This window comes from Sphingomonas faeni (assembly GCF_040407505.1).
GTDB lineage: Bacteria > Pseudomonadota > Alphaproteobacteria > Sphingomonadales > Sphingomonadaceae > Sphingomonas > Sphingomonas faeni_E.
In genome coordinates, this window is the sequence record NZ_JAPZPQ010000003.1 from 95,343 (window position 1) to 115,393 (window position 20,051).

A 20,051-nucleotide genomic window follows, 5' to 3' on the forward strand; every position below is an offset into this window, starting at 1 on the left:
CCCGTCATAATAGCGACCGATCGAGCCGGCCCTTTCAAAACGTCAAAGCCGCCCTCCGGTGTGTACCGGAAGGCGGCCAAGACGCCGGCGCTGGTGTGCGCCTACAAGATCAGCGGAGCTTTTCGCTGCCGTTGACCAGTGCATCCTTCTGCGCCTGCGGCATCGCCTGCGCGTTCACGTCGGCATCGTCGATCGCGTCCGACTGGCGGTCGCCGTCCTTGCGGACTGCCTTGGCCTGCTCTTCGAGGTTGTCGGCGGTCGCTTCGAGTGCGTCGGCACGGTTGTCCGCGGCCTTTTCGACCTGGCTGCCGAGCTTGTCATCGCCCTTGCCGCCGCATGCTGCGAGCGAGACGGCCATGGCGGCGAGCGTGACGGCGATGGAAAGCTTCTTCATGGGGATAGTCCGTTCTGGTTACGATGCGGTGGCAACCGTCACGCGGGCGTAACGGTTCCGCTATCCCCTTGCCGATCCTTACAAATATCGATTTCACCGCAATCTGTGGTCAACGGGTAACACTCGGTTGCGTCGAACCATTCAGGCCTTGGCATGCTCGATCAACAGAGGCGCCTTGTTCGCCACCGCCGTCTCGACCGCGGGCGCGACCCGGTCGAAGACCGCGCTGACGAGCGCTTCGGCGATCCACCCAACTGCGGCACCGACGACGAGATCGGAGAGGTAGTGCTTCCCGTTCACCGGTTGCGCCGCCGCGACCGCGCCGGAGATCAACGCAGCCGGACCCCCGGCGCCCGTGATGTCGCGCGAAGCGGCACGCGCGACCGCAACCGCGCCCGCCGTGTGGCCCGACGGGAACGACGTCTGATCGTGATCGTCGCTCTTGCCGGGCTCGAACCGCGCCTTGCCGTCCTCGATCGCCTTTTCGGGGCGGGTGCGGTCGACCGATGCCTTGATCGCCGACTTGACGAAGGTCGCCGCCGCATGCGCCGCCAGCATCCGCACGCCGCCACGGATCACGTCCGGCCTGCGCGCGATCAGGCCGATCACGACCGTGCCGATCGACGTCGCCACAAGCTGCGGCTGGTCACCGATCTCGGCGAGGAACCCGGTCGCCTTGACCAGCGGTTGGTCACGGTGCTCGGCGGCCTTGTGCGTCGCCTTGCGGTCCGCCTTCTCGACGGCCTTCGCGGCGTCCTTGGTCTTGCCCATCAGTTTTCGCCCTGTCCGTCCATTTCACCGCGCACCTGTGCATGCGCGAGCAAGGCGAACAACCCCGCACCGCCCAGCAAGTTGCCGAGGATCGCCGGTATCATAAGCCCGCCAAGCGCCTGGGCGACGCCGACCTTACCCGAAAACAGCAGCAGCCACGCCTCCACCGATCCGACGATCGAATGGCTGAACGCGGCGATCGCGACGACATAGGTGATCGCGACGATCACGAGGAACGACTGTTCGCGCGCATTCGGCAGCGACCAGGCGAGGATCGCGATCATGAATCCGGCCGGGATCGCGTTGACGAACGTCGCACCCGGCGAGAGTTCGGTGATCGCCATCGACACCTCGATCATCGCGGTTCGAAGCTCGCTGCCGCCAAGCAGGCCCGCGGCGATCATCCCGCCGGCCAGCGCCGTCCCGATGAGGTTGGCACCCAGCACGACACTCCAGAGCCGCAGAGTGCGCCGCAACGCCCAGCCCGACGGCTTGGTCACCAGCGGCAACATCGCGGTGATCGTGCTCTCGGTGAACAACTGCATCCGCCCCAGGATCACGACCAGGAACCCGATCGGATAGCCGAGCGAGACGATGATCGTACGCCACGGCGTATCGGGCAGCGCGTGGTGCAGCGCGCCTTCCGCGATCAGCGAACTGGCGATCGCCATGCCCGCGGCGAGCCCGGAGAAGAACAGCGACGACACCGGACGGTCGAGTTCTTCCTCGCCCTCCTCGCGAACCGCCTTGTGCAGGTCCTGCGCATCGGCGGCCTTGAGGTCCTCGACGTCTTCGCCGGGCGGATTGGAAGCGTTGTCGACCATTACGAGCGTGCAACGGTCCGCGTCGCGCTTTGCTCCGGCGCAATCGCCCGCTAGAGCGCGCGGCGATGAACGATCCTTTTGTTATCCGCCGCCTCTATGGCCGTCGCCAGGGCCACAAGCTGCGCCTGGGCCAAGCCGCGCTCGTCGAGGAAACGCTCGCCGACCTGTCGGTGCCCGAGGAAGGGCCGATCGATGCGATGACGTTGTTCGGCGACAACCGCCCCCTCCATGTCGAGATCGGCTTCGGCGCAGGCGAGCATCTGGCGGGACAGGCCGCGATGAACCCCGACGTCGGCTTCATCGGCTGCGAACCGTTCCTCAACGGTGTCGTCGGCGCACTTGCGCACATCCGCGACGGCGAGCTGACCAACGTCCGGCTGCACATGGGCGATGCGCTCGAAGTGATCGAGCGGCTGCCCGACGCGAGCCTCGACCGGCTGTATCTGCTGCATCCCGATCCGTGGCGGAAGGCGCGCCATGCGAAGCGCCGCATGGTCAACCACGGCCCGCTCGACACGATCGCCGCCAAGCTGAAGCCAGGCGCAGAGTTTCGCCTCGGCACCGACGATCCGACCTATTGCCGCTGGTCGATGATGATCATGAACGCCCGCCGCGATTTCGAATGGCAGGCGAAGACGCCGCACGACTTCCTGACCCGCCCCGACGATTGGCCCGAGACGCGGTACGAGCGGAAAGCCCGGCGGCAGGGCCACGAGGTCTGGTACTACCGCTACCTGCGGGTCTGACCCGGCGGCGGCGGTTCGATAGTCAGGTCGCGATACCGCCGCCGATCGCGCGGACGGTGTCGACCGCGATCTGTAGCCGCGTGCTCTGCACTTCGAGCAACAGGCGTTGCGCGTCGAGCGCCGCGGTCTGTGCCGTCACCACGTCGAGATAATCGGACGCGCCGTCGCGGTAGCGGATGAGCGCAAGGTCTCGCGTGCGTTCGGCCGCGCGGGTCGCGGCCAGCTGGTCGCGTTCTTGATCCACCAGGGCACGCGAGCGGGCGAGGTCGTCCTCGACTTCGCGGAAGGCGGTGAGAACGGTCGAGCGGTAGGACGCCGCCGCCTCGTCATATTGCGCGCGACTGATGCGGACGCGGGCGCGCCGTGCCCCGCCGTCGAAGATCGCGAGCGCGGCGGATAGCGGCCCCAACGCCCAGAAGCTGTTGGAGGCGCGGAGGATGTTGCCGTTGCCCGCCTCGAACCCGCCCGACCCGCCGAGCGTGAGCGACGGGTATTGGGCTGCGCGTGCCACGCCGATCTGGGCGTTGGCGGCGGCGATCCGGCGCTCGGCCGCGACGATGTCGGGGCGGCGTTGCAGCAGTGTGGAGGGTACGCCGACGGGGATGGCGGGCGGACGCTGCAATGTGTCCGCGACGGGTATTGCGAAGGTCGAGGGGGTCTCGCCGACCAGCGCGGCGATCGAATGCTCGAACGCCGCACGTGCGCCAGCGACCGCCGACAGCTCCGCGCGTGCGCTCGACAGCAACGCGGCCGAGCGGCTGACGTCGATTCCCGAGGCGATGCCGCCGGTGTGGCGCGTATCGGTCAGGTCGTAGGCGCGCTGGAACGCCGCCACCGTCTGCCGCAGCAGCACGGTCCGCGCATCGAGACCGCGCATCTGGAAATAAGAATCCGCGAGCGATGCCTGGAGCCCGAGACGAACCGCGACGACGTCCTGCGCGCTGGCCTGCGCCGAGGCGGTATCCGCGCGGACCGAATTGCGGACGCGGCCGAACAGGTCGATCTCGTACGCCAGCGATGCACCGACCGAGAGATTGTTGTAGGTCGCGGCGTTGCCCGGCGAGAGCGGTCGGCCGGCGGATACGCGCGAACGGCCACCGTCGGCCCCTACCGATATCGACGGCAGTAGCGCGGCACGGGACTCGCCGAGCAGACCGCGCGCCTGATCGTAGCGCGCGACGGCGGCGGCGAGGTCGGGATTGCCCGCCTCGATCCGCGCTTCGAGCGCGGTCAGCGTCGGATCGTCGAACGCGGTCCACCACGCGGCGGGAAGCGACGTGTCGGTAGCGGCTGGCTGCCAGGGCCCCTGCCCTTGCGGTCCGAGTTCCTTGTACGCCGCAGCCGCCGGGCTAGGCGGAATGCTGTACGGCGGCGCGAGCGAGCACCCGGCCAAGCCCGCCGCCACGACCGCCGCCATGCCCAGCCTAGCGCTTAGCACGGGCGGGTCCTGTCGAAGGCGCGATACGGACCGGGTCGCCGGTCTGGAGCGAGTCCGGCGGGCTGTCGATCACGCGGTCGCTTGCGCTGAGCCCCGCGCTGATCGCGACGCTGTCGCCATCGTCGCGGCCGATCGTGATCGTCTTGAGATGCGCCTTGCCGTCGCTGCCGACGACCGCGACCTGCGTGCCCTTCGCGCCGATCACCAGCGCGCTCGACGGCAGCCGTACGCCGGTGCCGCCCGCACCGACCGGGAACTTGACCTGCGCATAGGCGCCCGGTTTCAGCGCACGATCGGTGTTCGCCGCCTGCAACTCGACCAGAACTGTGCCCGACTGCGGATCGACCGCGTCGGCGCTGCGGGTCAGCATCACGTCGAAGTCGCGTCCCGGATATTCGGGCACGGTCAGCGTCGCGTGCATCCCCTGCCGGGTCTGCCCCGAATAGGCCTGCGGCACGCGGACATAGATCCGCATGCGGTTGACGTCGGCGATCGTGAACAGCGGCGTCGAGGCCGCGGTGCCCGCCGTCACCAGTGCGCCGACCTGCGTCGAGCGGCTCGTGACGACGCCCGAGAACGGCGCGGTCAGGCGGGTAAAGCCCTGCAACGCGCCGAGCCGGCGGACGTTGGCCGACGCCGCGTTGGCGATCGCGGACTTGGCGGCGAGGTCACCGATCTTCTCGTCGGTCTCCTGCTTCGACACCGCATCCTTGGCGAGCAGATCGCGCCAGCGCGTCGCGGTCGACGCGGCGAGCGAGCGGTTCGCGCGGGCGGTCTGAAGATCGGCCTGCGCGGCCGCGACCTGCTGGTCGACTTCGGGCGCGTCGAGGATCGCCAGTGTCTGGCCGGCGCGGACCGGATCGCCGATGTCGACGAACCATTTGCGGATATAGCCCGTGGTCCGCGCGTAGATCGCGGCGCTGTTATACGCCTGGACGTTACCCGGCAGCGTCAGCGCATCGCTCGCGCCCTCGGCGGTCGGGCGGATCACGGTGACGATCGGCGTCGACTGTGCGGTCGTCCAGGTCGCCAACTGCGAGTCCGAGCGATGCCGCGTGAAGATGCCGAACGCCACCAGCGCCAGCGCGATCACCGCCGCGACGATGCCGATTTTCTTCAGCGACCCGCGCTGCGGTTCGGTGGCGACGGGATCCGGATGAACGATCTCAGACATGCGCTTCCTCTAGAATCTCGTCGCGGCGGGCTTTGGCGGCGGCGCGCTCTGCGTCCTTGCGGTGCACGAGGCTGAAGATGACGGGCACGAACATCAGCGTCGCGAACGTCGCGACGATCAGCCCCCCGATCACCGCACGGCCGAGCGGCGCGTTCTGCTCGCCGCCCTCGCCCATGCCCAGCGCCATCGGCAACATGCCGATGATCATCGCCAGCGCGGTCATCAGCACCGGGCGGAAGCGGGTCATTCCCGCCTCCATCGCCGCCTTGTGCGAATCGCCCAGCTCGGCGAGCCGCTCGCGCGCGAAACTCACCACCAGGATCGCGTTGGCCGTCGCGACGCCCATGCACATGATCGCGCCGGTCAGGGCTGGCACGGACAGCGGCGTTCCGGTCAGGAACAGGATCCAGACGATGCCGGCGATCGCGCCCGGCAACGCGGTGATGATGACGAACGGATCGAGCCAGCTCTGGAAGTTGACGACGATCAGCAGATAGATCAGCACGATCGCGCCGATCAGCCCGAAGAAAAGCCCCGAGAACGCGCTGTTCATCGTCGCATACTGGCCGCGCAGCGCGACCGTCGTACCCTTTGGCGCGGACGCCTTTGCGTCGGCCAGCACGCGCTTGATGTCGCCCGCTACCGCACCGAGATCGCGGCCGTTGGGGGTCGCGTAGATGTCGATCGCCTGCGCGATGTTGTAGTGCGAGACGACCGCGGGCGAGGTGCCGCGGACGACCGTGGAGAGCCCGCCGAGCACCTGCGACGTACCGCCCGCATTGGTGCCGGTGACGGGGATGTTCGACAGGTCGCTCATCGATCCGACGCGGTATTCGGGGGTCTGCGCGACGACGCTGTACGACACGCCGTTCTCGGGGTTGAGGTAATAGACCGGCGCGGTCTGGATCGTGCCGGCCAGAGACGACCCGACGCTGGCGGTGACGTCGCGCTCGGTCAGGCCCAGCTGGCCGATCCGGCTGCGGTCGATGTTGACGCGCAATTCGGGATACCGCGCCGATTGCTGGATGCGCGCATCGGCAACGCCCGGGATCGCCGCGATCCTGCGCAGCAGCGTGCGGGCATAGGCGTAGTTGCCGGCCGCATCCTTGCCGGTGATCTGCACGTCGATCGGCGCGGGCGCACCGAAGTTCAGGATCTGGCTGGTGATGTCCGCGGGCAGGAACGAGAAGGTCGCGCCGGGGAACGCACCGGGCAGCGTCTCGCGCAGCTTGCGCACGTAATCCGCGGTCGGCGCATGCTCGTGCGCGAGCTGGATCAGGATGTCGCCGTCCTGCGGACCGATCGTGCCCGAATTGTTGTAGGTCGCGTTGATCGAGCTGACCGGCAGGCCGATATTGTCGACTACCGAGACCAGTTCGTTCGCGGGGATGATCTGGCGGACGCGACGCGCGATCCGGTCGAACTGTGCCGACGTGCTCTCGATCCGGCTGCCGATCGGCGCGCGGACGTGCATCGTGATCTGGCCGGCATCGACCGCGGGGAAGAAGTTCTGGCCGAGGAACGGGATCAGCAGCATCGACAGCGCGACCACCGCCAGGAAGCCGAGCAGGAACGGCTTTCCGGTCGCCAACGCGCGTTCCAGCAACCGGCCATAACCGCCACGAAACCGTTCGAACCGCGCCTCGAAACCGCGCTGGAACCGGACGAGCGGGTTGCGCGAGGTCGGCGTTCCTGCAGCATGGACGTCGCCCCCGTGCGGCTTGAGCAGATACATCGCCATCGTCGGCACCAGCGTCCGCGAAAGAACGAACGACGCGATCATCGCGAACACCACCGACAGCGCGAGCGGCACGAACAGGAAACCCGCGACGCCCGGCAGGAAGAACATCGGCACGAACACGATGCAGATGCACAGCAGCGACACGAACGCGGGCGTCACGATCTGCGCGGCGCCGTCGAGGATCGCCTGGCGGACGCTCTTGCCCTGTTCCAGATGCCAGTTGATGTTCTCGATCGTCACTGTCGCATCGTCGACCAGGATGCCGACCGCGAGGCTCAGGCCGCCGAGCGTCATGACGTTCAGCGTCTGGCCGGTCGCCGACAGCGCGATGATCGCGGCGAGGATCGCCAGCGGGATCGAGATCGCGATGATGACCGTCGACCGCCACGACCCGAGGAACAGCAGGATCATCAGGCTGGTCAGCGCCGCGGCGATCGCGCCTTCCTTGACGACCCCCTCGACCGCCGCCTTCACGAACAGCGACTGGTCGCCGATCGGCACGATCTTGAGGCTATCGGGCAAGGTCGCCTGGATCGCCGGCAACGCATCCTTGATTCCCTGGACGATCGCCAGCGTCGAGGTCGATCCGTTCTTCAGGATCGTCATCACCACCGACCGCGACCCGTCGACATGCACCACGTTGGTCTGTGGCGCGCTGCCGTCGCGGACATGCGCCACGTCGCGCATGTAGATCGTCGCGCCGTTGACGACCTTCACCGGCAGGTTGTTCAACTCGTCGATCGAGCCCGGCGCGTTGTTCAGGCGGACATTATACTGGAACCCGCCGATCTTCGCGAAGCCGGCCGGGTTGATCTGGTTCTGCGCGGCGATCGCGAGGCCGACGTCTTGCGCGGACAAACCCTTCGATTGCAGCGCCTGCGGGTCGAGATCGATCTGCACCTGACGCTGACGCCCACCCGACGGATACGGGATCGCCGCGCCCGGCACGGTGACCAGCCCCGGACGGATCTGATTGACCGCGGTGTCGAACAATTTGCCCTCGGACAGCCCGACGCCCGACAGCGCGAGCTGCAGGATCGGCACGGTCGACGCGCTGTAGTTGAGAATCAGCGGCGGGGTGACGCCCGGCGGCAACTGGCGCAGCACCGTCTGCGATACCGACGTGACCTGCGCGGTGGCGGTGCGGATGTCGGCGCCCGGCTGGAAATAGATTTTCACGACGCCGATGCCCGGCATCGACTGGCTCTCGATATGGTCGATGTCGTTGACGGTGGTCGACAGGACGCGCTCGTACGGGGTGATGATCCGCCCCGCCATGTCGTCGGGCGACAGGCCCTGGTATGTCCACGCCGCAGCGATCACCGGCACCTTGATGTCCGGAAAGATGTCGACCGGGGTCCGCACGGCCGCCAGCACGCCGATGACCGCGACCAGAATGGCCATGACGATGAAGGTGAGCGGGCGCGATAGGGCGACCCTGACGATACCGATCACGGAGAGACTCCAATCCGAACGCGGCACGACTGGTGGCGACTCCCGGAGCCGCCAGACCTGCCCGACAGTCCCTCTTTGCGGCAGCGCAGCAGGGAAATGCAAGGGTCAATGTTGCTTACGTTTCTGGCGTGATGACCGCGAACGCACGCGTACCGGTCGCTACGCGCGCGGTCCGGTGATTTCGATCGGGGATGGAGCGGGTAACGGGAATCGAACCCGTGTATTCAGCTTGGAAGGCTGCTGTACTACCATTGTACTATACCCGCATGCTATTGAAACCGTTGGGTTTCCAAGCAGGCTCCCGGTAGTTTTCCAACACGGAAGCGGTGCGGCGATAGCGCGGGCGGGTGATCGGCGCAAGCCGCTAGCCGTAGCGGCGCGTCACATACCGGTCGACGCCGAGCGCGCGTCCTGTGCTAGATCGTCGGCTCAATCCTGAACCGGAGCGCTGCCATCGTCGGGCCAAGTGTCATCGTCGCGATCCTGACCTATGGCGCGCTGTTGTTCGGGATCGCTTGGATCGTCGACCGGCGCGGGCTGTCGGCGCGGCTCCAGCGGATCGCCTACCCGCTGTCGCTGGCGGTGTATTGCAGCAGCTGGACGTTCTTCGGCGGGGTCGGCACGGCGGCGACGCGGGGGTGGGATTACCTCGCCATCTATCTCGGCCCGGCTTTGGTGTTCCTGCTAGCACCGAAGTTTCTCGCGCGGCTGGTAAGGTTGGCGCGCGAGGAAGGGTCGAGCTCGATCTCCGACTTCATCTCCGCGCGCTATGGGCGGAGTCGCGGGACCGCGGCGATCGTCGCGGGGACGGCGTTGCTCGCGTCGGTGCCGTACATTGCGCTCCAGTTGCGGTCGGTGACGCTGAGTTTCGGCGCGATCGCGGGCGTAGGGAGTTCGGCGGAAGTTGGCACGTTCGTCGCGTTGCTGCTCGCGGTGTTCGCGATCGTGTTCGGCGCGCGGCGGTATGAGGTCGCCGGGCGCAACCCCGGCGTCGTTGCGGCGATCGCGGCGGAGTCGCTGATCAAGCTGTTGTGCTTCGTCGTGCTCGGGGTGGTGACGGTGGCGCTACTGGCCGACGTGCCGGCGGATATACTGGCGCCGCCGATGGCGCGGCTTCGGTCCGGCTTCACCTGGGGTGCGCTGACATCCGATTTCTGGGTTCGTACCTTGTTGTCGGCGCTCGCGATCCTGTGCCTGCCGCGGCAATTCTATGTCGGCGTGATCGAAGCGCAGGGTCCGGACCCCATCGCCCGAGCGCGCGCGCCGTTCATCGCGTACATGGTAGTGATCTCGCTGCTCGTGCTGCCATTGGCGCTCGCCGGGATGACGCTGTTGCCGGGCGATGCGGAGCCCGATCTGTACGTGCTGGCGGTGCCGTTACAGCAGGGGCATCACTTGGTCGCGCTGCTCGCGTTTCTCGGCGGGTTTTCGGCGGCGACGGCGATGGTGGTGGTCGAGACGATCGCACTGTCGACGATGGCGACCAACGACCTGCTCGCGCCGCTGCTGCTCCGGCGACACGGCGAGGCGGGCGAAGGCGAGCTTGGTCGACGGATGCTGCGCGTGCGGCGCGTCATCATCGCCGCGATCGTCGCGGTCGCGCTGGTGTATGGGCGGAGTCTCGGTGCGGACCTGCCGCTGGCGTCGATCGGACTGATCGCGTTCGCGGGCGTCGCACAGTTCGCGCCTGCGCTGATCGCGACGGTGGGGTGGAACTTCGCCAACCATACGGCCGCACGTGCCGGGCTAGTCGGGGGCGTGGTCGTCTGGATCTACTGCCTCTTGCTGCCGTCGATCGGCGAGGGTGTCGGCCCGGCGGTGGCGCAGTTCACGCGGGGGTGGCTCGATCCCGATGCGTTGCTCGGCTGGCGGATCGGCTCGCCGTTGGTCAATGGCACCGTGTGGAGCCTTGGCGTAAACGTCGCGCTGATGGCCGGGCTGCATTTGCGCGATCGGCATCGGGGGAACGCTGCGCTCGACCACGTCACGACGTTGGGCGAGTTGCGGATGCTGGTCGCGCGGTTCGTCGGCGATGGCGAGGCGGAGGTGATCGGCGTGGCGTCTCCCGACCTGCGCGCGCCGATCGATGGCCCTGCCGCGCGTACCGCCGAGCGGCTGATCGCGGGCGTGATCGGCGCGCCGTCGGCGCGCAAGATCGTCGCGTCGAGCATCGCCGGGTCGGCAATCGACGTCAGCGACGTTGTCCGGCTGCTCGACCAGCGCGGGCGCTCGCTGCGGTTCTCGCGCACGCTATTGTCCGCGACGCTGGAGACGATCGATCCGGGGGTGAGCGTGATCGATGCTGACCTGCGGCTGGTCGCGTGGAATCCGCGCTATGTCGAGATGTTCGACTATCCCGAGGGCTATGTCGTCGTCGGCCGCTCGATCGCCGACCTGATCCGCTACAATGCCGAGCGCGAAGGTATCGCGGGCGATATCGCGGCGCATGTCGGTCGGCGGGTGGCCCATCTCGCGCGCGGGACGCCGCATAGTTTCGAGCGGCAGCGGCCATCGGGGCGGTGGATCAAGATGGTCGGACGGCCGATGCCGGGGGGCGGGTACGTCCAGAGCTTCACCGACATCACCGCGGAGAAGGAGGCGCAGGCCGATCTCGAGGCGCGGGTGGCGGCGCGGACGCAGGATCTCGCGCGGTCGAACCACATGCTCGGCGAGGCGCGCGCGATCGCCGAGACCGCGACGCGCGACAAGACGCGGTTCCTGGCGGCGGCGAGCCACGATCTGTTGCAGCCCTTGCACGCGGCGCGGCTGTTCTGCGCGGCGCTGGCCGAAGACAGGGCGCCGCATCAGGCGGAACTGGTGCGCGCGATCGATGGCGCGATCGGGTCCGCGGACACGTTGCTGCGCGCGCTGCTCGATGTATCGCGACTCGATGCAGGGGGCGTGGTGCCGAAGGTCGAGCGGTTCGCGTTGGGGGCGTTGATCGAGGAACTGGCGGTGCAGTTCCGGCCGTTGGCGGCGGAGCGCGGGCTGGTGCTGGCGGCGCATCCGGGGGCGTTCAGCGTGGCGACGGATCGGTCGTTGCTGCGGTCGATCCTGCAGAATTTCCTGTCGAATGCGGTGCGCTATTCGGCGGATGGGCGGATCTGGATCGGGGCGCGACGGCGTGGCGACGATGTGCTGATCGAGGTGCGGGATAACGGGCCGGGGATCGCGGCTGGGGACCGCGAGCGGATCTTCGAGGAGTTCGAGCGGCTGGAAAGCAAGGGAAGCGCGGGCGGTGGCGTCGGGCTGGGGCTGGCGATCGTTCGGCGGATCGCGCGATTGCTTGGGGTTGCGGTGGAGTTGCGGTCGGAATTGGGGCGGGGGACGACGTTTGCGGTGAGGGTGCCGCTTGCGCCGGCCGGGCTGGACGTAGCGCTGCCGACGCCCTCTGCGACGCGCGCACTGGTGCCGGGGTTGCGGGTGCTGTGTCTCGACAATGATGCGACGATCCTCGCGGCGCTCGATGCGGCGTTGCGCGCGCGGCGGTGCGTGCCGTTGCTGGCGGCGACGATCGCCGAGGCGATGGAATTGGCGGCGGACGAGGAGCCGGATGTGGCGCTGGTCGACTTTCATTTGGACGAGGTGGAGGACGGGTTGGATGTGGTCGCTCGGTTACGAGCGATGGTGCCGGCGCCGGCTATTGCGCTGGTGACGGCGGACCGTGCGGTTGCTGACGATCCGCGGTGTGTTGGGCTGGTGGTGTTGACGAAGCCGGTGGTGCCGGCGGATTTGTGGCGGTTTATCGAGGATGCGTCTGCTGCGGCGGCGCTGGGGAGTTGAGGCTCCCCCGCAAGGGGGAGGTGGCAGGCGTTTGCCTGACGGAGAGGGAGGAAAGAGGGAACTGCTGTTGCGTGTTCCTCCCCCTCCGTCGCCTCCGGCGCCACCTCCCCCTGGCGGGGGAGGATTGAAATGGGGCGGCATTCAGCTGAAGTGGCTGGCTGTCGGAACCAGTCAGTATTCTACCTTTCGAGCAAGGCATGTTTCCCCGCGAAGGCGGGGATCCAGACTGGGCTCTCGCCTTAGCGGGAGAACAAGGAATTATGTGCTGCCGTTGGATTGCGGACTGGGTCTTGTCCGAGTGGCATGATCTGCCTTAGTCCGCGAAGTGGATGTCCATTGCCCGCGCCGCGAGGACGGCTTGCGTGCGGTTCTGGACGCCGAGTTTTCGGAGGATGGCGGTCATGTGGCCTTTGACCGTGCCTTCGGAGATGCCGAGGTCGAAGGCGATTTGCTTGTTCAGGCGGCCGGCGAGGACGCCTAGGAGGACCTTCAGTTCGGTGGGGGTAAGGCTGGCGACGCGTGTCGCCATGTCATCTACGGAGGCGCCTTCGATCGGCGCGTCGCGTTCGCCGGCGAGGGCTCGGGCTACGGCGCTTTCAAGAGTCGCGAGGTCGGCGGTTTTCGAGACGAAGCCGATCGCCCCGTAAGCCCGCGCACGAGGTGCCGCCTCGGCTTCGTCGGCCGACGAGATCACCATGATCGGCGTGTCGGGACGCTCGGCATGGAGCAGAGCCACGCCCGCGAACCCTTCCGATCCCGGCATGCGCAGGTCCAGCAGGATCAGGTCGAGCCGCTCAGCGCCGCGCACCGCGTCGACCGCCTCGCAGAGTTGGCCCGCCTCGATCACCACCGCGTCGGGCGCAGCGCGGCTGACTGCCAGTTTGAGCGCCTGGCGGAACAATGGGTGATCGTCGGCGATGAGGATCGTGCGGGTCATGCCGGTACGGGAGCGGCCTCCTCGCGGCCGGCGATCAGTGCGTCGACCACCGCGGGATCGGCGAGCGTCGAGGTGTCACCGAGCTGGTCGAGCTGGTTCTCCGCGATCTTGCGCAGGATGCGGCGCATGATCTTCCCCGAGCGCGTCTTCGGGAGCGCGGGCGCGAACTGAAGGATGTCAGGGGTCGCGATCGGCCCGATCTCGCGGCGGACCCACTGGACCAGTTCCTTGCGCAGCTCCTCGCTCGGCTCGGCGTTCGCGTTCAAGGTGACGTAGGCGTAGATGCCCTGGCCCTTCACGTCGTGCGGCATGCCGACGACCGCGGCTTCGGCGACCTTCGAATGCGCGACGAGCGCGCTCTCGACTTCGGCGGTGCCCATGCGGTGGCCGCTGACGTTGATGACGTCGTCGACGCGGCCGGTAATCCAGTAATAGCCGTCCTCGTCGCGGCGGCAGCCGTCGCCGGTGAAATACTTGCCGGGGTAGGTCGAGAAGTACGTCTGGAAGAAGCGCTCGTGATCGTTCCATACAGTCCGCATCTGGCCGGGCCAGCTGTCGACGATGACGAGATTGCCCTCGACCGCGCCCTCCAGGACCTTGCCGTCCGCATCGACCAGTTCGGGCATCACGCCGAACAGGGGTTTCGTTGCGCTGCCGGGCTTCAGTGCGGTGGCGCCCGGCAGTGGCGAGATCATGTGTCCGCCGGTTTCGGTCTGCCACCACGTATCGACGATCGGGCAGCGGCCGTCGCCGACGACGTTATGGTACCAGTTCCACGCCTCGGGATTGATCGGTTCGCCGACCGAGCCGAGCAGGCGCAGCGACTTGCGGCTGGTGCGCGTCACCCAGTCGTCGCCCTCGCGCATCAATGACCGGAGCGCGGTCGGTGCGGTGTAGAGGATGTTGACCTGGTATTTGTCGACGATCTGCCAGAAGCGGCTGTGATCGGGGTAATTGGGCACGCCCTCGAACATCACGGTGGTCGCGCCGTTCGCAAGTGCGCCGTACAGCGAATAGGTGTGGCCGGTGACCCAGCCGACGTCCGCCGCGCACCAGAAGATCTCGCCGGGGCGGTAGTTGAAGACGTATTCGTGCGTCATCGACGCCCACACCAGATAGCCGCCGGTCGAGTGGAGCACGCCCTTGGGCTGGCCGGTCGAGCCGCTGGTGTAGAGGATGAACAGCGGGTCCTCGGCGTTCATCGGTTCGGGTGCGCAGTCGGTCGACTGGCCCTCTACGCAGTCCGCATACCAGCAGTCGCGACCGTCGGTCATCGTCACCTTGCCGCCGGTGCGGCGGACGACGATGACGGTCTCGACCGCGAGGTCGCCATGGTCGAGCGCGGCGTCGACGTTTGCCTTCAACGGCACGGTCTTGCCACCACGCAGGCCTTCGTCGGCGGTGATGACGATGCGGCTGTCGCAGTCGTGGATGCGGTTGCACAGGCTCTCGGGGGAGAAGCCGCCGAACACCACCGAATGGATCGCGCCGATCCGCGCGCAGGCGAGCATCGCGAACGCCGCCTCGGGGATCATCGGCAGATAGATCGTGACGCGGTCGCCCTTCCTGACGCCCTTCGCCTTCAGCGCATTGCCGAGTTTCGACACCTCGTCGCGGAGTTCGGCATAGCTGATCTTGCGGTCGTCGGCGGGGTCGTCGCCTTCCCACAGGATCGCGGTCGCGTCGGGGCGTGCGTCGGCGTGGCGATCGACGCAGTTGGCGGCGACGTTCAGCTGGCCGTCCTCGAACCAGCGGATGTGGAAGTCGCTCTCGTCGAACGAGGTATCCTTGATCTTGGTCGGTGGCACGATCCAGTCGAGGCGCTTGGCCTCCTTCGCCCAGAACGCGTCGGGATCGGTCGCGGCCTCGGCGTACATCCGGTCATAGGCGGCGGCGTCGATCAGGGCGTCCTTCGCCCATGCCGCGGGGACGGGATAGCTTGCCTCGGTCATCTGGCTCTCCTTTTGCCGCGCTGTACGCGGTCACGTTCGGGCGATCATCCCGCACCAAAGTAAGGGGTGGACCGGGGGACGCAATGCGCCATGATGACCGTACTAATTCCACGCGTAAGACCAGTGGAAAAGTGCGGAGACGGGGATGACATTCATGGCGTTCAAGAAACGGCTGGCCTTGACGGCGCTGCTCGCGGGCACCGCGCTGGTACCCGGCGTGGCGCAAGCGCAGACGGCGCGCGAGGTCGAGCTGGAAACTCGGCTGAAGGCACTGGAAGCGGCGGTGCAGGACCTGCGCGGCGAGCTGAACGCAGCGCGGGCGACGGCTGCGGCCGCGCCGCGACCTGCCGCTTCGGCGACGTCGACCGCCGCACCGACCGCGGTCGCGTCCGCGCCAAACAACCTGCATCCGACGGCCCCCGTCGGCCCGACCGCGCCGACCGCGCTTGCCGAAGCGAAAGCACCCGCCGCAGCGTCGACCGACGGGTTCAAGGTCGCGGGGACGACGGTCAAGCTGAACGGCTTCATCAAGACCTGGGCATCGGTCAGTCGCTACAGCGGGGGCAACATCGCGCCAGAATCGGTCGGGCGCGATTTCTACTTCCCGAGCATGATCCCGGTCGGCGGTCGCAACGAGGGCAACAGCCTGGAATCGCACGCCAAGCAGACGCGGATCGTGCTGGCGACCGACACGCCGATCGCGGGACACAGCCTGAAGGGTCTGCTGGAAGTCGATTTCCAAGTCGTGCCGGGATCGCAGGGTAACCAGCGCGTCGTCAGTGGCTACAACCCCGGTCTGCGTCGCGCGTTCTTCACCTACGACAACTGGCTGTTCGGTCAGGAATGGACGACCTTCCAGTATATCGGCGCACTGCCCGAGACGACCGACTTCATCGGACCGTCGGAGGGTAGCGTGTTCGTTCGGCAGGCTCAGGTGCGGTATACACGCAAGTTGAGCGATACGCTGACGGTGTCGGTCGCGGCCGAGAACCCGGAGACGGCGTCGACCGGCCTGACCTCTGCCGCGATCGTCGAGAATGCGGACGATCGCCTGCCCGACGTCGCGGCTCGGCTGAACTACAAGGCCGCGTTCGGCGAGTTCTCGCTGGCGGGGCTGGCGCGCAAGCTGACGATCGACACCGGACCGCTAAACGAGAGTGCGACGGGCTGGGGTGTGTCGTTCGCGGGCAAGGTGCCGCTCGACGTGTCGGGTCGTTCCGATATCCGCTTCATGGTCACGCACGGCGACGGCATCGGCCGGTATGTCGGCTTGAACCTTGCGCCCGACGCCGTCTTCGCGGCGGTGCCGGGAGCGGAGTTGCGGACGCCCAGCCTCACCGCGGGCTTCGCGGCGCTTAAGCTCGGCTGGACCGACAAGCTGCGCTCGACCTTCATCGGCAGCGTCCAGTCGATCGATTATCCGACCGGCGGCGAACCGATCGGCGCCAGCGCGTCGGCGTGGAGCACGTCTGCCAACCTGTTTTTCTCGCCGATCAAGGCCATCGATCTGGGTGTCGAGTTCCGCCACGCGGAACGACGGCTGGTCGACGGCCAGGTCGGCAAGCTCGACCGCGGCGAACTCGCCGCACGCTACTCGTTCTAAAACATAATCGCTCCACCTGAGAGGACACTGCCATGGCGACTACAACAGGGGATGCTTCGCCCCTCGGGCACGTGAAGCAGAGCCAGCCGCTCATCATCATCGCGTCGTCGCTCGGCGCGGTGTTCGAATGGTATGATTTCTACCTCTACGGCCTGCTCGCGACGATCATCACCGCGCAGTTCTTCTCGGGCGTCAACGAAACGACCGGGTTCATCTTTGCGCTCGCGGCGTTTGCAGCAGGGTTCGCGGTGCGGCCGTTCGGTGCGCTGGTGTTCGGGCGGATCGGCGATGTCGTCGGGCGCAAGAACACCTTCCTCGTGACGATGGCGATCATGGGCCTGTCGACCTTCCTCGTCGGCCTGCTCCCGAGCTACGCGTCGGTCGGCGTCGCCGCGCCGATCGCGCTCGTCGTGCTGCGCCTGTTGCAGGGCCTCGCGCTCGGCGGCGAATATGGTGGCGCTGCGACCTATGTCGCGGAGCACGCACCCGACAAGAAGCGCGGGCTGTTCACCAGCTTCATTCAGACCACCGCCTCGCTCGGCCTGTTCGCGGCGCTGTTGATCGTGATCGGCGTGCGTACGCTCGTAGGCGAAGAGGCGTTCGCGGCATGGGGCTGGCGTATCCCGTTCATCGTCTCGATCGCGCTGCTCGCGGTGTCGCTGTGGATTCGTATGCAGCTCGAAGAGAGCCCGGTGTTCCAGAAGATGAAGGACGAAGGCAAGACCTCGAAGGCGCCGCTGACCGAAGCGTTCGGGCAGTGGAGCAATTTGAAGGTCGTGCTGATCGCGCTGTTCGGTGCGGTCGTCGGCCAGGGCGTCATCTTCTACACCAGCCAGTTCTACGCGTTGTTCTTCCTCGAGAAGAACCTGCGCGTTGACGGACCCACCACCAACATCCTGATCGCGATCGCGCTCTTGATCGCGACGCCAGCGTTCATCTTCTTCGGCTGGCTGTCGGACAAGATTGGGCGCAAATACATCATCCTGACCGGCTGTGCGCTTGCGGCACTGACGTACATGCCGCTGTTCCATGCGCTGTCGAAGGCCGCCAACCCGGCGCTCTATGCAGCACAGGCCAATTCGCCGGTGAGCGTCGTCGCCAATCCCGACGAATGCTCGGTGCAGTTCGATCCGGTCGGCAAGAACAAGTTCGACAGTAGCTCGTGCGACATCGCCAAGGCGTATCTGGCGAAGGCCGGCATCTCCTATGCCAACGTGATCGCACCCGCGGGCACCGTCGCGCAGATCCACATCGGCGGCACGACCATCCCGGTCGTCAACCCCGCGGTCGTGTCGGGCCCTGACAAGGCAGCGGCGATCAAGGCGTTCGGTGCGGAAGTAAAGGTCGCACTGACTGCAGTAGGCTACCCCGAAAAGGCGGACCCGGCACAGATCAACAAGCCGATGGTGATCGCGATCCTCGTCCTGCTCGTCCTGTACGTGACGATGGTCTACGGGCCGATCGCGGCGCTGCTGGTCGAGTTGTTCCCGACGCGGATCCGCTACACTTCCATGTCGTTGCCCTATCATATCGGCAATGGCTGGTTCGGCGGGTTCCTGCCGACCGCGGCGTTCGCGATGGTCGCGGCGACGGGGGATATCTATTACGGCCTCTGGTATCCGATCGTCGCCTGCGCGGTGACGGTGCTGGTCGGGCTGGTGTTCCTGCCAGAAACGTTCCGTCGGTCACTGCACGGCTAAGGTCTTCGGCCTGTAGTTGAACGACGAAGGGGTCGGTTTGATTGAACCCAAACCGACCCCTTCGCTATTCCGACGCTGTCACACCCGCCGCCCGATACGCTGGCGGCAAGGATCATGACGGCATCGTTCAGTAGGTCGTCGAGTTCGTCGACGATACCGAACCATAGCGGCCACGCTCGGCAACGACTTCGTCGCGCGTGTACGCGGGTGCTGCCTCGTCGAAGCGCGTCCAGCCGTCCTGGCGATAGGCCGCGCCGCGCGTCGTCGCATCGACCGAACGATGACGATCGAGAACCGCTTCGGCCTCGGTTGCAAGGCTGTCGTCGACGCGTGCGCTGAGCAACGTGCCGCCGCGACGGACGCCTTCCGAATAGACGTGCGCTTCGTCCTCGGTGTGACCCGCGTCCTTCAGTGCACCGACGATCGTGCCGGTGGCGGCACCGCCCGCTGCACCGATACCGGCACCGACGACGGTCGACGCGAGCCAGCCGGCTGCGACGATCGGCCCCAGGCCCGGGATCGCAAGCAGGCCTAGCCCGGCGAGCAGACCGCCGACGCCGCCGACGGCCGCACCGGTCGAGACACCGCGGCTGACATCGCCACGATCGTTGACGTCGTCCAGAGACGTATCGTGATCGCCGTGCGCGCCATCAGCGTTGTTCGCGACGATGCTGATCGAGTCATGCGGTACGCCGAGGCGCTCAAGATCGTTAAGGGCGGACTTCGCATCCGAATAGTCGTCGAACAGGCGGGTAAGGGTCTTGGTCATCGTTTCTCTCCTGGAAAAATGGATCAGCGCGCGGTCACGTTGCCCTTGTAGTCGAGCCCGACATTGACCTTCTTGCCGGCCTTAGTCGCGCTGCCGCGCCAGACGCCGTCCTTGTCCTTCGCCAGGCGCGAGACCGACTGGTAGCCGGCCTTGGTCAGTCGACCGCGGGCCTGGTCCTCGGAGAAGGAATTGGCGCCCTTGGCCGGAGCCGCGACATGGGCTGCATCGTTGCTCTTGACGGCGGGGTTGTGCGCGCCGGCATGCGTTGCGGTCTGCGCGACGGCGCCGGACGCCAGCAGCATTGCGCCGCATGCCATGAATGCTCGAACGGTCATGATACTCTCCTGAGTTTCTGGTTTGGGAAACGGGGGCGTTCGCCGGGTGGGAGGCGGCATGTCGACCACGCCGCCTCCCGGTCCGATCAGCGAACCGTACCGCGACGAAACATGTTGACGATCGCGAGCAGGATCACCGCGCCGACCAGCGAGATCAGGATCGACTGGATGTTGAGCGCGCCGTCCATGATCGATGCGCCACCGATCAGCGGCGTGATCAGGAAGCCGGCCAGCAACGCGCCGACGATGCCGACGACGATGTTGAGGAAGATGCCCTGCTGCGCATCGGTGCGCATGATCATGCTGGCGACCCAACCGATGAGCCCGCCGACGACGAGAAGAATGATGAGGTTCATAATGAGGCTCCTGGACGATGATGATACTGGCTGATGGTACAGGGGGCTCAACAGTCGGGATCGCCGATCCGTT

The 20,051-nt window shown here is 66.9% G+C and carries 15 protein-coding genes and 1 tRNA gene; 4 read left to right on the forward strand and 12 right to left on the reverse strand.

The window, feature by feature from the left end; translation table 11 throughout:
- Window positions 1-109 precede the first annotated feature (109 nt).
- From O6X71_RS11250 to O6X71_RS11260, 3 genes are all read right to left on the reverse strand, one after another.
- Window positions 110-394 carry a hypothetical protein gene (locus O6X71_RS11250; RefSeq protein WP_056061318.1) on the reverse strand — a complete coding sequence of 95 codons (285 nt, stop codon included), beginning with the start codon at window positions 392-394 and terminating at the stop codon, window positions 110-112.
- A 141-nt stretch (window positions 395-535) separates the two neighbouring features.
- The gene (locus O6X71_RS11255) at window positions 536-1,165 is read right to left on the reverse strand and encodes a phosphatase PAP2 family protein (RefSeq protein WP_353465961.1); all 630 of its coding nucleotides are present in this window, start codon (window positions 1,163-1,165) and stop codon (window positions 536-538) included.
- Entirely contained in the window at window positions 1,165-1,989 is an 825-nt protein-coding gene (locus tag O6X71_RS11260; protein WP_353465962.1) for a formate/nitrite transporter family protein, read from the reverse strand. The genes O6X71_RS11255 and O6X71_RS11260 overlap by 1 nt, the downstream gene beginning before the upstream one ends.
- A gap of 65 nt (window positions 1,990-2,054) precedes the next feature.
- Here O6X71_RS11260 and trmB point away from each other — a divergent pair, with 65 nt between their 5' ends.
- A complete protein-coding gene (gene trmB, locus O6X71_RS11265; RefSeq protein ID WP_353465963.1) occupies window positions 2,055-2,735 on the forward strand; it encodes a tRNA (guanosine(46)-N7)-methyltransferase TrmB in 681 nt (226 codons plus the stop codon).
- Between the two features lie 22 nt (window positions 2,736-2,757).
- Here trmB and O6X71_RS11270 read toward each other — a convergent pair whose 3' ends face one another.
- The 4 genes from O6X71_RS11270 to O6X71_RS11285 all read right to left on the reverse strand — a co-directional run bounded on the left by O6X71_RS11270 (window position 2,758) and on the right by O6X71_RS11285 (window position 8,809).
- Window positions 2,758-4,152 carry an efflux transporter outer membrane subunit gene (locus O6X71_RS11270; protein WP_353466236.1) on the reverse strand — a complete coding sequence of 465 codons (1,395 nt, stop codon included), beginning with the start codon at window positions 4,150-4,152 and terminating at the stop codon, window positions 2,758-2,760.
- A 7-nt stretch (window positions 4,153-4,159) separates the two neighbouring features.
- Entirely contained in the window at window positions 4,160-5,347 is a 1,188-nt protein-coding gene (locus tag O6X71_RS11275) for an efflux RND transporter periplasmic adaptor subunit (RefSeq protein WP_353465964.1), read from the reverse strand.
- A complete protein-coding gene (locus O6X71_RS11280) occupies window positions 5,340-8,543 on the reverse strand; it encodes an efflux RND transporter permease subunit (RefSeq protein WP_353465965.1) in 3,204 nt (1,067 codons plus the stop codon). The genes O6X71_RS11275 and O6X71_RS11280 overlap by 8 nt, the downstream gene beginning before the upstream one ends.
- A 192-nt stretch (window positions 8,544-8,735) precedes the next feature.
- A tRNA-Gly gene (locus O6X71_RS11285) sits at window positions 8,736-8,809 on the reverse strand.
- Window positions 8,810-9,044: 235 nt separating this feature from the next.
- Between O6X71_RS11285 and O6X71_RS11290 the strand changes: the two genes are divergently transcribed.
- On the forward strand, window positions 9,045-12,326 hold the full coding sequence (locus O6X71_RS11290) for a hybrid sensor histidine kinase/response regulator (RefSeq protein WP_353465966.1): 3,282 nt from the start codon (window positions 9,045-9,047) through the stop codon (window positions 12,324-12,326).
- A gap of 313 nt (window positions 12,327-12,639) precedes the next feature.
- Here O6X71_RS11290 and O6X71_RS11295 read toward each other — a convergent pair whose 3' ends face one another.
- Window positions 12,640-13,263 (reverse strand): response regulator transcription factor, encoded by a 624-nt coding sequence (locus tag O6X71_RS11295; protein ID WP_353465967.1) that lies wholly within the window; start codon window positions 13,261-13,263, stop codon window positions 12,640-12,642.
- Complete coding sequence (gene acs / locus O6X71_RS11300) at window positions 13,260-15,215, reverse strand: acetate--CoA ligase (RefSeq protein ID WP_353465968.1); 1,956 nt, start codon at window positions 15,213-15,215, stop codon at window positions 13,260-13,262. Before acs ends, O6X71_RS11295 begins: the two co-directional genes overlap by 4 nt.
- Window positions 15,216-15,369: 154 nt before the next feature.
- Between acs and O6X71_RS11305 the strand changes: the two genes are divergently transcribed.
- Both O6X71_RS11305 and O6X71_RS11310 read left to right on the forward strand, forming a co-directional pair.
- Entirely contained in the window at window positions 15,370-16,818 is a 1,449-nt protein-coding gene (locus tag O6X71_RS11305; RefSeq protein WP_353465969.1) for a DcaP family trimeric outer membrane transporter, read from the forward strand.
- A 32-nt stretch (window positions 16,819-16,850) separates the two neighbouring features.
- On the forward strand, window positions 16,851-18,518 hold the full coding sequence (locus tag O6X71_RS11310; protein ID WP_353465970.1) for an MFS transporter: 1,668 nt from the start codon (window positions 16,851-16,853) through the stop codon (window positions 18,516-18,518).
- Window positions 18,519-18,645: 127 nt separating this feature from the next.
- Here O6X71_RS11310 and O6X71_RS11315 read toward each other — a convergent pair whose 3' ends face one another.
- From O6X71_RS11315 to O6X71_RS11325, 3 genes are all read right to left on the reverse strand, one after another.
- On the reverse strand, window positions 18,646-19,287 hold the full coding sequence (locus O6X71_RS11315; protein WP_353465971.1) for a general stress protein: 642 nt from the start codon (window positions 19,285-19,287) through the stop codon (window positions 18,646-18,648).
- Between the two features lie 23 nt (window positions 19,288-19,310).
- A complete protein-coding gene (locus O6X71_RS11320; protein ID WP_353465972.1) occupies window positions 19,311-19,622 on the reverse strand; it encodes a hypothetical protein in 312 nt (103 codons plus the stop codon).
- An 86-nt stretch (window positions 19,623-19,708) separates the two neighbouring features.
- The gene (locus O6X71_RS11325; RefSeq protein WP_056061356.1) at window positions 19,709-19,978 is read right to left on the reverse strand and encodes a GlsB/YeaQ/YmgE family stress response membrane protein; all 270 of its coding nucleotides are present in this window, start codon (window positions 19,976-19,978) and stop codon (window positions 19,709-19,711) included.
- Between the last annotated feature and the right edge of the window lie 73 nt (window positions 19,979-20,051).